Source organism: Vagococcus bubulae (assembly GCF_003950315.1).
Classification (GTDB): Bacteria; Bacillota; Bacilli; order Lactobacillales; family Vagococcaceae; genus Vagococcus; species Vagococcus bubulae.
This window is the reverse complement of sequence record NZ_NGJT01000002.1, coordinates 1-13,329: the sequence shown is the minus strand read 5'-3', so window position 1 is coordinate 13,329 and position 13,329 is coordinate 1. Positions and strand designations below refer to the sequence as shown.

At 33.0% G+C, this 13,329-nt stretch carries 13 protein-coding genes and 1 rRNA gene; 2 read left to right on the top strand and 12 right to left on the bottom strand.

Annotation, left to right across the window (positions count from 1 at the left end; all coding sequences use genetic code 11):
- Window positions 1–19: 19 nt before the first annotated feature.
- On the top strand, window positions 20–685 hold the full coding sequence (locus tag CBF36_RS01260) for a carbonic anhydrase family protein (RefSeq protein ID WP_125955913.1): 666 nt from the start codon (window positions 20–22) through the stop codon (window positions 683–685).
- Window positions 686–710: 25 nt separating this feature from the next.
- Here the strand turns inward: CBF36_RS01260 and CBF36_RS01255 are convergent, their stop codons facing one another.
- From CBF36_RS01255 to CBF36_RS01230, 6 genes are all read right to left on the bottom strand, one after another.
- Window positions 711–1,322: a lysozyme family protein gene (locus CBF36_RS01255; protein WP_125955912.1), complete on the bottom strand. Its 612-nt coding sequence runs from the start codon at window positions 1,320–1,322 to the stop codon at window positions 711–713.
- Window positions 1,323–1,420: 98 nt separating this feature from the next.
- Window positions 1,421–2,197 (bottom strand): ABC transporter ATP-binding protein, encoded by a 777-nt coding sequence (locus CBF36_RS01250; RefSeq protein WP_125955910.1) that lies wholly within the window; start codon window positions 2,195–2,197, stop codon window positions 1,421–1,423.
- Window positions 2,198–2,209: 12 nt separating this feature from the next.
- On the bottom strand, window positions 2,210–3,247 hold the full coding sequence (locus CBF36_RS01245; protein ID WP_125955908.1) for a taurine ABC transporter substrate-binding protein: 1,038 nt from the start codon (window positions 3,245–3,247) through the stop codon (window positions 2,210–2,212).
- Window positions 3,244–4,029: an ABC transporter permease gene (locus CBF36_RS01240; RefSeq protein ID WP_125955906.1), complete on the bottom strand. Its 786-nt coding sequence runs from the start codon at window positions 4,027–4,029 to the stop codon at window positions 3,244–3,246. Before CBF36_RS01240 ends, CBF36_RS01245 begins: the two co-directional genes overlap by 4 nt.
- 69 nt (window positions 4,030–4,098) lie before the next feature.
- On the bottom strand, window positions 4,099–5,802 hold the full coding sequence (locus tag CBF36_RS01235; protein WP_125955904.1) for an FAD-dependent oxidoreductase: 1,704 nt from the start codon (window positions 5,800–5,802) through the stop codon (window positions 4,099–4,101).
- A 22-nt stretch (window positions 5,803–5,824) separates the two neighbouring features.
- Window positions 5,825–7,138 (bottom strand): YeeE/YedE family protein, encoded by a 1,314-nt coding sequence (locus CBF36_RS01230; RefSeq protein WP_125955902.1) that lies wholly within the window; start codon window positions 7,136–7,138, stop codon window positions 5,825–5,827.
- A 164-nt stretch (window positions 7,139–7,302) separates the two neighbouring features.
- Here CBF36_RS01230 and CBF36_RS01225 point away from each other — a divergent pair, with 164 nt between their 5' ends.
- Window positions 7,303–8,193, top strand: coding sequence for a LysR family transcriptional regulator (locus tag CBF36_RS01225; protein WP_125955901.1), 891 nt, complete (start codon window positions 7,303–7,305; stop codon window positions 8,191–8,193).
- 17 nt (window positions 8,194–8,210) lie between these two features.
- Here CBF36_RS01225 and dltD read toward each other — a convergent pair whose 3' ends face one another.
- The 6 genes from dltD to rrf form a co-directional block, all read right to left on the bottom strand.
- Window positions 8,211–9,470, bottom strand: a complete 1,260-nt coding sequence (dltD, locus tag CBF36_RS01220; protein WP_125955899.1) for a D-alanyl-lipoteichoic acid biosynthesis protein DltD — start codon at window positions 9,468–9,470, stop codon at window positions 8,211–8,213.
- Window positions 9,467–9,703, bottom strand: a complete 237-nt coding sequence (gene dltC / locus CBF36_RS01215) for a D-alanine--poly(phosphoribitol) ligase subunit DltC (protein ID WP_125955897.1) — start codon at window positions 9,701–9,703, stop codon at window positions 9,467–9,469. The genes dltD and dltC overlap by 4 nt, the downstream gene beginning before the upstream one ends.
- Before the next feature lie 13 nt (window positions 9,704–9,716).
- Window positions 9,717–10,940 carry a D-alanyl-lipoteichoic acid biosynthesis protein DltB gene (gene dltB / locus CBF36_RS01210; protein WP_125955896.1) on the bottom strand — a complete coding sequence of 408 codons (1,224 nt, stop codon included), beginning with the start codon at window positions 10,938–10,940 and terminating at the stop codon, window positions 9,717–9,719.
- Complete coding sequence (dltA, locus tag CBF36_RS01205; RefSeq protein WP_125955894.1) at window positions 10,940–12,451, bottom strand: D-alanine--poly(phosphoribitol) ligase subunit DltA; 1,512 nt, start codon at window positions 12,449–12,451, stop codon at window positions 10,940–10,942. The genes dltB and dltA overlap by 1 nt, the downstream gene beginning before the upstream one ends.
- 17 nt (window positions 12,452–12,468) lie before the next feature.
- On the bottom strand, window positions 12,469–12,624 hold the full coding sequence (locus CBF36_RS01200; protein WP_125955893.1) for a teichoic acid D-Ala incorporation-associated protein DltX: 156 nt from the start codon (window positions 12,622–12,624) through the stop codon (window positions 12,469–12,471).
- Window positions 12,625–13,057: 433 nt separating this feature from the next.
- Window positions 13,058–13,173, bottom strand: a 5S ribosomal RNA gene (gene rrf / locus CBF36_RS01195).
- Window positions 13,174–13,329: the final 156 nt, after the last annotated feature.

The window sequence follows — 13,329 nt, the reverse complement described above, 5'->3', positions numbered from 1 at the left end:
ATTGAAAAGGAGTTTTTGGATGAAACATTTTGATGCACCAATACTTGACTGGAACTACGCTAATCAACATGACTGGTGTTGTGAACACTCAATGTCGCAATCACCTATTGATATAGATACAAGTACCTTGGAACCAATGATGGATATGGGGAAGTTACAACTAACCTATTCTCGTACAGTGGATACTATTTTTGATACTGGTTCAGCTATTCAAGGATTAGCTACAGGAACCGCTAATATTAACAATCGTTTTTTCAACCTACAACAATTCCATTTTCATACTCATAGCGAACATAAAATTGATGGTAAACTATCTGATGCTGAACTTCATTTTGTTCATGAAGCACAAAATGGTCGTTTAGCTGTTTTAGGGGTGTTTTTAATTGAGGGAGCTCATAATGAGACACTTCAAACATTACTCGATGCTGTGAACACGAATAAATCCATTCACAATGTGTATCTGTATGATTTATTACCTAAAATCTCTGATTATTATCACTATCTAGGCTCTTTAACAACACCTCCACTTACTGAAAATGTCGAATGGTATCTCTTTAAAGAAACTGTGGAGATTTCTGCCAAACAAATTCAAACTTTAAAACATTTCCATGCTAATAATGCTCGTCATACTCAACCATTAAATGGACGAAAAGTCTTATTTAAATCATTCAATAAAAACTCCTAATGGCATTCAAACCATTAGGAGTTTTCTATGATAATATATTAATAATCTTCATGTTTCGTTTAACAAGCTCAGCATAAAAGAAATTCCCGCCATTTTGATATAATTTACCACCATTATGAAATAATGCAATCGGTTCATAATAATGATATGTTGCGCCTGTTTCATTTCCTAACATAGGCGCCAACACTTCTTTAGAATAAGTTTGAGCTAATTCTAAAGAATTTTTCTCACCATGAGTGACAACATAATCCACATAGCTTGTACCAAAATTATATGCTTGAACTCCTGTCCAAATATCACACCCATTATCAAGTGCATACTTGATTGCCTCTGCTAAATGTGTCACACCACTTGTGATACTTTCTTTTTCTGATGTTATTTTATTTTGTTCACCATACTTACTTTCACTACTCTGCATAACGTCTACACTGTTGCCTTTTGTTTCCGTAAATATAATAGCTAATACAAGGTCTTCATATTGATCCATGTTTTCTTCTTCTAAAACAGTCTTCACTAAAGGTTCCCATTTTAATGTTTGGGTGACATGTTTTTTTAACTGCCAAACATACCAACTACATGCAATCAAAAACACTAATATCAAAAATAAAATACATCGTTTTATTATTTTTTTACTCACTCATGCATTGCTCCTTATAATCAAGGTAGCATTTATTTTGTCATATTCTGATTTAATAATCAAGTCATAGTTAGACTGTTTACTTTTATTTTAACAAATTACATAATATCATTTAATAACAATAATTTATTTTGTTGAAATACCTCGTCTGTATCAGGCTCATAAGTCGAATCTTGTGCTATTTTTTCGGTAAAATTAAATGGATATTCCTTTAACTCACCAGGTTTATTTTTCGGAAAAACTAACACTCTTGTACTTAGTTTGAGTGCTTCTTCTATGTCGTGGGTAATCATAAAAATACTTTGATGATTTTCTTTCCATAGACTTCGTAATAAACCTTGCATATTTCGCCTTGTAATCGCGTCTAAGGCACTAAAGGGTTCATCCATGAGTAACAATTCTGGTTCATTAACCATCGCTCTAGCGATAGATACACGCTGTTTCATCCCTCCTGATAATTCAAAAGGGTATTTTTTTTCTGATCCAATTAGTCCGACTTGCTCGACTAATAGTTTAACTTTTTCATTGATTTCATTAATAGGTAGTTTTTGTCGTTTTGGACCATAAGCAATATTTTGCTCAACTGAAAGCCAAGGATAAAGGGTTGGTGATTGAAAAACAACGCCCCTTGTTTTATCTGGACTTGTAATAAGTTGATGTCTCATCTTAATACTTCCACTTGTTGGCATGAGAAAACCAGCAATTAAATTAAGCAAGGTACTTTTACCACAACCAGAAGGTCCTACCACGCTCACAAATTCACCGTCATACATTGATAAATCGAGCTGATTTAAGATGGTAACCTCTGATTCATTTGAAGTAAATTGTTGTGTGACTTGTGTCAATTTAATTAACGGCTCTTTATTTAGTGGCATATGATACCCTCCTTATTTCTTTATTGCTTCTTCGATGTATGAACTATTAATAAAATCATGTATCGCTTCATCACTTGGTATATCTGATATAGACTTCTGCTTATTCAAAAATATGGCGGTGTCCTTAAAAACGTCATGAAATTTCCCTGGTTTTTCATTGGTTCCTAAATAGTTTGGAGAGAGTTGTTCACTCATCGTTAACCAAGTGGTTCCTTGCATTTGTGTTAAAGCATCGTTGGTTTCAATCCCTAATTCTTTCGCCGCTCCTTTTGCTGCTTCATTAAGATTTTCTTTGTAATACTCTACCCCTTTATTTAAAGCTCTCACATAATCTTGAACTAATTCAGGGTATTTTTTACTAAATTCTGTATTAACTAAATCAATATTAACCGTCATAAATCCTTTTTTTGCTAATATTTCACTATCAATCAAGACATTTCCAGTCTCTTTTAAAGTAGATAGTGTCGGTTCCCACGTATAGGTAGCATCTAAATCACCACGTTCCCATGCCGCCACAATATCATTCGTTTCCATATCAAGTAGTGTCACATCTTTTTCAATACCAGCTAATTTTAGTGCTTGTAAGAGGCTAAAATGTGAGGTTGAACTAAATGGTGTTGCTATTTTCTTCCCTTTAAGTTGTTTCACATCTGTTATTTTTGAGTCTTTTGGCGTCACTAATGCTTCATTGGTTCCCAATACTTCATGAATCCAAATCAATTCGGCAGGGATCTCTGTCGCCAAAGCGACAACCCCATTAGTATATCCCATCTCTGCAAAATCAATGCTGTTTGATGAGAGAGCTTTGTTTGCCGCTACACCTGAATCAAAAAACATAAATTTAGTCTTGATTCCTTTATCTTTAAAATACTCATCAAAATAGCGTTGAGAAATCGCTACTTGTTTATCATTTGGCACACGAATAATCCCAATTTTTACTTCTTTTGGTAGAGCTTCTTCATCTTTGGTTGACTTAGATGAACACCCAGTTAACACGAGGATAATGATACTAACTAACCATAACAAACGCCTTGTTTTCCTTCTTATCATCCTTCATCTCTTCCTTTCCAAAAGACCACACGTTTTTCTATGAAACGTAGTCCCATATCAATGAATATACCTGTTAGTCCCATAAAAATAATGCCGACAAACATGACATCACTCTTTAAATATTTTGATGCATCAATCACCATCCAACCAATACCACTCGTTGCAGCCACCATCTCTGCTGAGACAAGTGTTGTATAGGCTACACCGACAGCTGTTCTTAACCCAGTAAATATATCAGGTAAACTCCCTGGTAAAATGACGGTAAAGAAAATATCTTTCTTACTTGCACCCAATGACTCAGCATTATTGATGTAATCAATTGGAATTTTCCCCACTGCTGAAACACATGATAGATATATTGGGGCAAAAGCAGCTAAAAATAGTAACATAATCTTTGGTGACTCATCAATCCCTAACCATAAAATTAATAACGTATAATAGGCAAGTGGTGGTAAAGGGCGATAAAATTGAACAAGGGAATCAACCACTGCTCTAAATCTTGGAAAATACCCACTCATTAATCCCAACGGAATAGCTGTTAGCATTGCTAGAAAACTAGATATGATTAAACGGTACAAACTAATTCCTATATGTTGCCAAAAAGACATGCCATTATACCCATTAATAAATATATCACCTGCTGTTTTTATCACTTGAATTGGTGAAGGAATTAGTCGTGAAGAGACCAAGTTTGTTTCTGTCACAACCAGCCATGCAACTAAAATAATGAACCATGTAGCATAGGTATATCCTTTATAATTCTTGGTTTGTTTCTTTTTCATATCTTCACCAACCTTTTTTAATTTAAAAAGATTGGGGCAAAATCCCTTACTGTTTTGCCCCAATAAATTTTATAATAAGTCGAAACGATAATTTGTCACAATTGGTTTGCGACCTGTTTGTTGATCATTAAAGTATTCATACATACAAATACCTAAGAATGATCCCATTAAATTAAAGACATTATCAAAACCATGTGCTTGTAATGCTTTTACCATGTTGTAACTACGTTGACTAGACAGACAATGTACGTAAACTGGTCGATCTTTTGGGATTTCATCCAAACGTTGACGGAATTCACTAAATGGAATACTTACTGCATTCACAATGTGTCCTTCAGCATATTCATGTGGTTCACGTGCATCAATAATAAAGGCATCTTTTTCCACTAACTCTCTAATTTCTGTTACAGGAACTTGTTTGTATTCGCCATTTAAAACGTTCATTGCAACAAGTGCTGCCATATTAACCACATCTTTGGCTGTACCAAACATTGGTGAATAAGATAATTCTAATTCTTTTAAGTCTTCGATATTCGCATGATTCATAATCATCGCGGCAATCACGTCAATACGTTTGTCCACATTTCCTTGTCCCATTGCTTGAGCTCCTAAAATTTGTCCAGAAGGATCAGCAAAGATTAATTTAAAGAATAATGGTTTCGCATTTGGCATAAGTCCGACACGATCTTTAGGGATCACATATGCTGTTTGATAAGCAATTCCCTCACGTTGACAATCTTTTTCGTTTAAACCTGTCGAAGCAGCATTCATACCAAAGCATTGAATCACTGATGAACCGATAACGCCTGTATTACGATAGGTTTTACCGTACATATGATCTGCAGCTGCTCTTGCTTGACGTTGAGCTGGTCCTGCTAAAGTTAAGCGTGTTGGTTTTTGAGTGATAAAGTGAGTTGTTTCAATCACATCACCAACTGCATAAATATGTGGTTTAGATGTTAAATAATGATGGTTGACTTTAATTCCGCCAGTTTCTCCTATTTCCAATCCAGCTGATTTAGCTAATGTTAGTTCTGGTGTTACCCCAATTGCCATAATCACCGCTTTTGCAGGTATTTCTTTACCAGATTCCAACACCACTTTATCTGAGAAGATTTCTTTCACGCCGTCTTCTAATACCAAGTCAACCTCATTATCAATGATTTCTCTATGTAAAATCTGAGCCATATCATAGTCAAACGGTGCCATGACTTGATTTGCTGCTTCAATAATGGTGACATGTTTTCCAGCCATTTGTAAGTTTTCTGCCACTTCAATCCCAATAAATCCAGCACCAACAACTGCAACATCTTTAATATGATTGTCATCAATATAATGCTTAATCGCATCAATGTCTGGCACATTTCTGACAGTAAAGACATGGTCTGAGCCAATTCCTTTAATACTTTTTGGTAAAATAGGATTTGCACCTGGAGATAAGACTAACTCATCGTATTCTTCATCCATTGTTTCACCTGTTAACACATTTTTAACGGTGATTTTCTTTTCTTCTGGATGAATGGCAATCACTTCATGATTCACTTTTGCTGTAATGTTATATTGTTTATGGAAGACTTCTGGAGACATCAGTACTAAATCATCTGCTTCAGCTACCACACCACTTAAATGAAATGGTAAGGCACAATTTGAGAATGAAACGAAAGGTCCTTTTTCAAACATAATAATTTCTGCAAACTCATCAATTCTTCTTACTCGTGCAGCAGTTGAAGCGCCACCTGCAACTCCACCGATAATTAATACGCGTTTACTCATGATAAAACTCCTCCAATAATTTTTATTTTTTTCTGCTTGCAGGTATTAAAGACATCTTACCGGCAAAAAGTTTTAAACTAATTAATCCACCTATGACCATAGCAACTGTAAAGACCCAACCAGATACTGAGAATGTCGAGATGGCTGAATACATTGCCCCAGCATTACATCCTTTAGCAAGTCTTGCACCAAATCCCATTAACAATCCCCCCACAACAAAGTAAGGAATATCTCGTTTATTTAATTTCATCGCAAATTTAAATCTTCCAGCCATTAAGAATGATAAAGCCGCTCCAAGTACAATCCCTAAATTTCGAATTGTTCCACCATCTGTTAATAAACCTTCACTGACAGACGTATTTAACTTATCAAATGCTGGAGAGGCAAACTCCACTCCTAATGGTTGTAATAAAGCGATTTCTAATTTTGAAAAAGCACTTGTCACACCCCAAGCTTTATTCGTTGTTAACAATATAAACGTACAAATAACAGCGATTACAACGGCACCTGTTTTAAAAGTCCAACGTTCAATAAATAACTTATGATATGTTTTATAACTAAACAATGATGTTTCTTCAGATGATTCAATGGCTAAAGGTTTCTCAAAGTCTTCCCAATCACCTAATGGATCCATATAAGTATTTTCTTCCTTACGTTTTTTCTCGTATTTTAAAACTAACCAATAAATAAATAATAAAATTAAACCAGATACGGCTAATGCTCCAATGTAACCAAATGTATCAGGTAAATAACTTTGTACTCCTACTTTACCTAATGATGATTGGTCAAATTTGTATCTAGCTAACTCTCCAGGTGCTGATCCTAATATAAAGAATAAAAAGACAAACATCGCACGTCCTTCTCCTTCACCCATATCAGTCAACGTCCCTGAAGCACACCCTCCGGCAAATATCATTCCCATTCCAAATAATATTCCACCAAGTATGGTTGCTAAATTGGCCATGTATACATTTTGTGTACCAGGAATAATAGCTTCACCTTCAGTAGCTAAAAATGCTGGAACAGCTCCATTTTGTGCTGCATACCATTGTATTCCCATAAATAAGAACATGGTTACAAACAACATAATTAATAGCGCTTTCGTTAAACTGCCTTCTCCTCTAACATAAATACGTTTGATACCACCGGCAAACCCAAAACGCGCTCTTGTTAATGTTGCCCCTAATAAAACACCCGAAAATAATTGAATGGGTAAAACCGCTTTCTGATTTCCTAGATAATTACCAAATATTAATAATAAAATCACAATAATAATAGCTATGAGTGGCTGAAATCTTTTAAACGATTCCCTTTCATCGATGTTGACATTTTCCATTTTATTTCCTCCTTCTTGTTACTTATTACACAATCTATATTAGTGCAAATTATCACAAAAATAAAATAACACTTTGTTATAGTGCTATGCTAAATTGTCATAGTTAATTCTTTTTATGGAAAAATAATGTATAATAGGGGGGTAGGTATAAGGAGGTTAAAGGAATGTTGGATTATCGTTACGATACGTTTTTGGTTTTAGTAGAAACAAAAAATTATACAAAAACAGCCCAAATTTTAAACTTTACTCAACCGGCTGTGACAAAGCATATACAATATATAGAAAAAGAGTTAGGGGTTTCCCTTGTTAAGTATCAGGATAAAACCTTAACAATTACCCCTGAAGGTCTTTATCTCTATAAAAAAATAAAAAATCTAAAAAGTGAGATATTACAAATTAATTCTCATTTGACAAACACTGTCTCTCTTCGCATAGGTGCTAGTAAAACTATCGGTGAGTATTGGATTCCACAATATATTACCGAGTATTCAAACCACTATCCAAAATCATCTATCTCTCTAATGGTTGATAATACAAAAGGACTACTTGAATTGATACATGCTCACAAAATTGATTTAGCCCTCATCTCAGGTCCGATTGAAGATAAATCACTAGCAAAAGAAATTTTTTTTAAAGATAATATTATTTGTATTTGCTCAAATTCCCATCCACTAGCAAATCAAGAAATTTCTCTAAAAGATTTAGAAAATGAAACCGTTATTTTTAGAGAAAAAGGGTCAGGTATTAGTGATGCTATGATGCAATTATTAGATAACCAAAATCTATCACTCGATTACTTTTCTCATAAACAATATGTCGGCAATATTAATTTAATCAAGCAAATGATTTTACACAATAGAGGAATTAGCTTTATCTATGAATCCTCTATCAATTTAGAACTAATGAATCAATCAGTTAGCCAAATTCATCTGACAGACATTGATTTACATCAAGATTTTTATGTTGTGATGAACCAAAATCAACCAATCAACGCCTCCACACGATTCTTTTTAGATTCTCTAAAAGCGCATAAAAAAACTCCACTTATTGTTTAGGTAAATGGAGTTTTTGCTTATTTATATTGTTCTGTCTGCCACTCTTTACTGAAGAATAATTCTGGATTCATTTTATAATCAGGCTTTTTATTAGACTTTAGAAACTCTTGTAAATGAGTATCCATTTCTAACCATCCGCGCCAACCGATATGAATCGTGTCTTCCATGAAGTATTTTTCACCACGTTTATCAGTAAAATCTACAACATTATTAAAGCCTTGTGACGTTAATTGATAATTAATCTTTTTAGAAAAATCATCCAACATCTCAGTTGATAATCCAGTATAATCAGACCATAACTTATTCACTGGTGGAATAACAAACATCGCATCAATATTATTTTTATCAAGTAATTCTAAGAAAGCTTCAAAATCAGCATATTCTGGTGAAGAAATATAATTAAATTTCTTTTGAGAGTCTTTTAACTTCCCTTTCATTGGCATAATTCTATTTGAGTAAAAGCCATTTGAAATTTCAAATGGATTATTATTCGTTTTTTCTTGTCCAATTTTATAGGCTAATGAGTCGAGTTCATTAAAATTATATTGATCTGGTAATTTATTAACTTGCTTATCAATTCGTTTATTTTTAGATACAATCCCGATTTGACCAAATAACAAGTCTTCATTTCTAAGTCGTTTATATTTGTAATAGGCTTTTCTTCTATCAGCTTTTGACAGTTCTTCGCCATTTTTAACTTTTAACAACATTTTCTTTAACTGCGTATCTGTTTTCACACTTTCAAACTCAAGTAAGCGACCTGCAACATATTGATCCGTTTTATCTGTTTCATCTAAATCTACTAACCATTCATACGTTTCAATCGGTGAATAAAATAGTGAATACATTGGATCAGATACACCTTTTTTTACAAACCACTGTGGTGAAATAATAAACACAACTTTTTTATTCTCTAACGGCTTTTTAACAGAGTTTAACATAAAAAAGTGAGTTAAAGATTGCGTTCCTGGCGCTCCTAAAAGAAACGGTTCATAAGATCTATCATATTTTTTTGCCAATACAGATGGATGGAATGGATTTACACGACTTAATTCAGATGAACCAAAGAACGGTAAATACTCACCTGACTCCATTGCTTGTCGTTTTATTTCAGATCCCTTTAAGACATTTACAGACATCGACGAAGCTGCTTCATGAACTTTTTTTTCAGAAGGATCTTTAATAAAATCAATTGGCGAATACAATAAGCCTACAATGAACAATGCTGCTATTGCAAACGGTCCAACGGCGAAAAATATTTTTTTCTTTAATGTCATGATTGTAAAGCTTCAACCTGTGCAATAATTTGTTCTGGAGTCGCCCATTCGCTTCTTTCATATTCAGAAACTGGCACTGTGATACCTAATTGTCCATCTATTTCTACTAACATTTGAACTGTCGCCATTGAATCTAAAATACCTTCTTCATATAAATCAACAGTCATTTGATCTGCATAATCTGTTCCTGTTAAATCTTCTAAAATACTTAATACTGTGTCTTTTACGTTCATTTTTAGCCATCTCCTATACTAAGATAAATTGTTTAATTAATGTATCCAAAAATCCTGAGAAAATTAAGAAACTAAAACATACTGCATTAAACGTGATAAAAATTGCTAAAGCATGTGTCCAACGATTACTTGGTAATTTGTCTTTATGTTTCTTTTTATATCTCAACCATGCATCATTAACACAAATTAATAAAGCATGATAAATACCATATACAATGTAATACCAGGTTAAACCGTGCCATAATCCCATTAATAGGAACAGACCGAAATAACCAACGTTTGATGCCACAATACGACTCTTAAACACTTTTTTCTTTAGTAATGTAAACATTAATCTCATGTATACATAATCTCTAAACCAAAATGATAACGTCATATGCCATCTATTCCAGAATTCTTTAATATTTGGACTAATAAACGGTTTGTTAAAGTTCATTGGTGTTTCATAACCAAGTAAATAACTTGTTCCAACTGCAAACAAACTATAGCCTGCAAAATCAAAGAATAGATAAAAACTATACACATACATATACCCAATTGTTCCAAGAATAGGAGCCGTTCCTCCTAAGGCAAATCCCTGAACAGCTGGTAATAAATGACTACCTAAAACATATCCTATAATAAATTTATACAATAAACCTAAGAATATGTAGTGAATTCCTTTTTGTAGTAACTCTACATATTTTTCTTTGTCTGGCGGATTTAAATAATCTTTTAAAAATCGACGGTAACGATCAATCGGTCCTGATGAAATCGTTGGAAAGAATATTAAGAACTGAATATAATACTTAATATTAAATTCTTTTAGTATACCATCACGTATTTCCATCACTACTTGAACTGATTTAAACGTTAAATAAGAATAACCTAAAAAGGCTAAAATAGACTGAGAGCCTAAAAATGGTGAGAGTTTAATAATAAACATTGGTAATAAGTTCAATAGAACAGCTAGATAAAATACACCACTTTTATTATCCTTTTGTCGATACTTAAAGTATATAGACGTTAGTAACGTTTGCCAAATGATATAAGCAATTAACGCTAATCCTTGTTTTGAATTTGGGCCACCAAAACTAATCCATAAAAAGAAAATGGTTAAAAAGTTTTGATACCACATCATTCTTTTACCATTTAGTGATAAAAGAATCGATGGGATAAACAGCACACCTAATATAACAAAGTAAAAAGGTTTTTCATAAGGAGTCAAGTATGGGATCAACTGTGTTAGCTGATTCATTAACTATTCACCTCATTTATTAATTGTTTACGGTCAATTTTTCCGTTTTGTGTCATGGGAAGACTCTCAACAAAGATAAAACGATGTGGGACCATATAGTCCATTACAGTTTTGTTCAAATCTTCTTTTAATTTTTGAGTCAATTCTTTTTCATCTGATGATTCAACAGCTGACTCTAAAACAACATATGCTAATAATTGTTGGACTTTACCAGCCTTATTGTATTTAGGCACAGAGCATGCTGCACGAACTTCTGAAAGAGTAATTAAATGATGGTCAATATCACCTAACTCCATGCGATAACCATTTAGCTTAATTTGAAAATCCATTCGTCCTTTATAAAACAATAAATCATCTTCAATTAAACCAGCATCACCTGTTCGATAAGAAGTTTCCCCTTCAAACTCAAAAAATACTTCATTTGTTTTGTCAGGATTATTGAAATACCCTACTGATACACTTGGACCAGAAATAACAATTTCACCAATCTCTCCATCAGGCAATTTTTCACCTTTATCATTTAAAATATAAATCTTTGTATCACTCTTCACTTTTCCAAGCGGTACACGTTCATATTTATCCAAAATATCTTGTGTAATCATAATATTCGTAATCGCAACAGTCGTTTCTGTTGGACCATAAGTATTATAAATTTTAGCTTGTGGAAAACGATCAAGTAATTTTTGAGCCGTATTTTTTGGCAATTCTTCACCACAAAACTCAAAATTTTCTAATGTTGGCAAGTGTTCTGAAGTAAATTCTGGATTTAATAATACCATTTCAATTAATGAAGGAGTTGATACCCACACATTCAAGTCCATTTCCGGAATTGATTTAAATAATAATGGGAAGTTTTCTATCATTGTTTTTGGCATTGGGATAAGTGTGCCAGCAGTTAATAATGCTGGATATAAATCCATCACTGATAAATCAAAAGAAAACGGTGCTTGGCATAAGAATCGTTGATTTTCTTTCAAATGAAAATCACTTAACATCCAACTAGTAAAACTAATTAAATTGTTATAAGTGATTTGTACTCCTTTAGGTTTACCAGTTGTTCCAGACGTAAAAATAATATAATACACATCATCTTCACATACGACTTGTTTAGCTAAGTATTCTTTTTTATCATTCATTAAAGAAAGAATTTCTTTTCTATTATATACTTCTTGTGTTTGCAATGGCCATTCAGACAACGCTAGGACACAAGACGCATTTGCTTCTTCAACAATCATTGCGACACGTTCTTTAGGTGTATGATCATCAATCGGAACATATGAATGTCCTGATTTTGTACACGCTAAGAATGAAATAACCATCAATGCTTCTTGTGCACCATATACAATTATTGGTGTCTTTTCTGGATAAGTTTCTTCTAAAAATCCAGCAAGAGAATCTGATAACTCGTCTAACTCTTTATAGGTATATTGACGATCACTTTCTTCAAAAAAGATAGTTTCTTCACTATTTAATGAAATATCTTTAATTTTTGCTACAATTTCATTTAACATTATTTACTAGCTCCTTTTTAAAATTGATTATATATGAAAGAGCCCCCGCCCACATGGCTATATTGATACAAATAAATTAATACAAGTATTACGGCTGCATAAAAAAGTGTTCTTCCGATAAAACTCATCCATCTTTTTGTGTTTTCCGGTACTTTAATTTTTTTTAATTCCATACATAGCACTCCTTTACCTTCAACTTATTTTACAATCATTTAAGTTGAACTATATCAAGCATATGATTGAATTTAAGCTAGGTCTTAAGACCTATTTTTTGATAAATCTTTGATTAGTTTATGTTAATTAGTACCATACGTCAATATCAACAATTCAATCTTCAAAAAATCCTCATATATGAGTTTATCATATTTTCATTCTATTTTATAACAATTTGTGTGATTTCATACTTTATTCTCACATTATTATTATAAAGCATGTATTTTATAACAAAAAAAAGGAGATTACATATTTAAATGCATCTCCTTTTCCATTAATGATTATTTATTATTTATACAGCTCTTATAATAGTCTTTAAAATAGAATATATAACTTATCTTGATAATATAACAAAATAATAACATTCATATATTAAAAAATAAAAAACACTTAGCACGGCAACGTCCTACTCTCACAAAGGGAAACCCTTCACTACCCTCGGCGCTAAGAAGCTTAACTTCTGTGTTCGGCATGGTTACAGGTGTATCCTTCTTGCCATCGTCACCGCACATAAGTGCATTTATATTAAAGAGTGATGATTCACTCAAAACTGGATGTTAAGTTAGTATCAATATAATTGTCCACCGCTATCTTGGTTAAGTCCTCGACCGATTAGTACTAGTCCGCTCCATACATCACTGTACTTCCACTCCTAGCCTATCTAC

What these genes read in the sequence shown, in the direction of transcription:
- CBF36_RS01230 (WP_125955902.1), bottom strand. Translation starts at nt 7,138, where the DNA reads ATGGAAAATGTCAACATCGATGAAAGGGAATCGTTTAAAAGATTTCAG.
- CBF36_RS01235 (WP_125955904.1), bottom strand. Translation starts at nt 5,802, where the DNA reads ATGAGTAAACGCGTATTAATTATCGGTGGAGTTGCAGGTGGCGCTTCA.
- dltD (WP_125955899.1), bottom strand. Translation starts at nt 9,470, where the DNA reads ATGACATTAAAGAAAAAAATATTTTTCGCCGTTGGACCGTTTGCAATA.
- CBF36_RS01250 (WP_125955910.1), bottom strand. Translation starts at nt 2,197, where the DNA reads ATGCCACTAAATAAAGAGCCGTTAATTAAATTGACACAAGTCACACAA.
- CBF36_RS01200 (WP_125955893.1), bottom strand. Translation starts at nt 12,624, where the DNA reads ATGGAATTAAAAAAAATTAAAGTACCGGAAAACACAAAAAGATGGATG.
- CBF36_RS01245 (WP_125955908.1), bottom strand. Translation starts at nt 3,247, where the DNA reads ATGATAAGAAGGAAAACAAGGCGTTTGTTATGGTTAGTTAGTATCATT.
- CBF36_RS01260 (WP_125955913.1), top strand. Translation starts at nt 20, where the DNA reads ATGAAACATTTTGATGCACCAATACTTGACTGGAACTACGCTAATCAA.
- CBF36_RS01225 (WP_125955901.1), top strand. Translation starts at nt 7,303, where the DNA reads ATGTTGGATTATCGTTACGATACGTTTTTGGTTTTAGTAGAAACAAAA.
- dltB (WP_125955896.1), bottom strand. Translation starts at nt 10,940, where the DNA reads ATGAATCAGCTAACACAGTTGATCCCATACTTGACTCCTTATGAAAAA.
- CBF36_RS01240 (WP_125955906.1), bottom strand. Translation starts at nt 4,029, where the DNA reads ATGAAAAAGAAACAAACCAAGAATTATAAAGGATATACCTATGCTACA.
- dltA (WP_125955894.1), bottom strand. Translation starts at nt 12,451, where the DNA reads ATGTTAAATGAAATTGTAGCAAAAATTAAAGATATTTCATTAAATAGT.
- dltC (WP_125955897.1), bottom strand. Translation starts at nt 9,703, where the DNA reads ATGAACGTAAAAGACACAGTATTAAGTATTTTAGAAGATTTAACAGGA.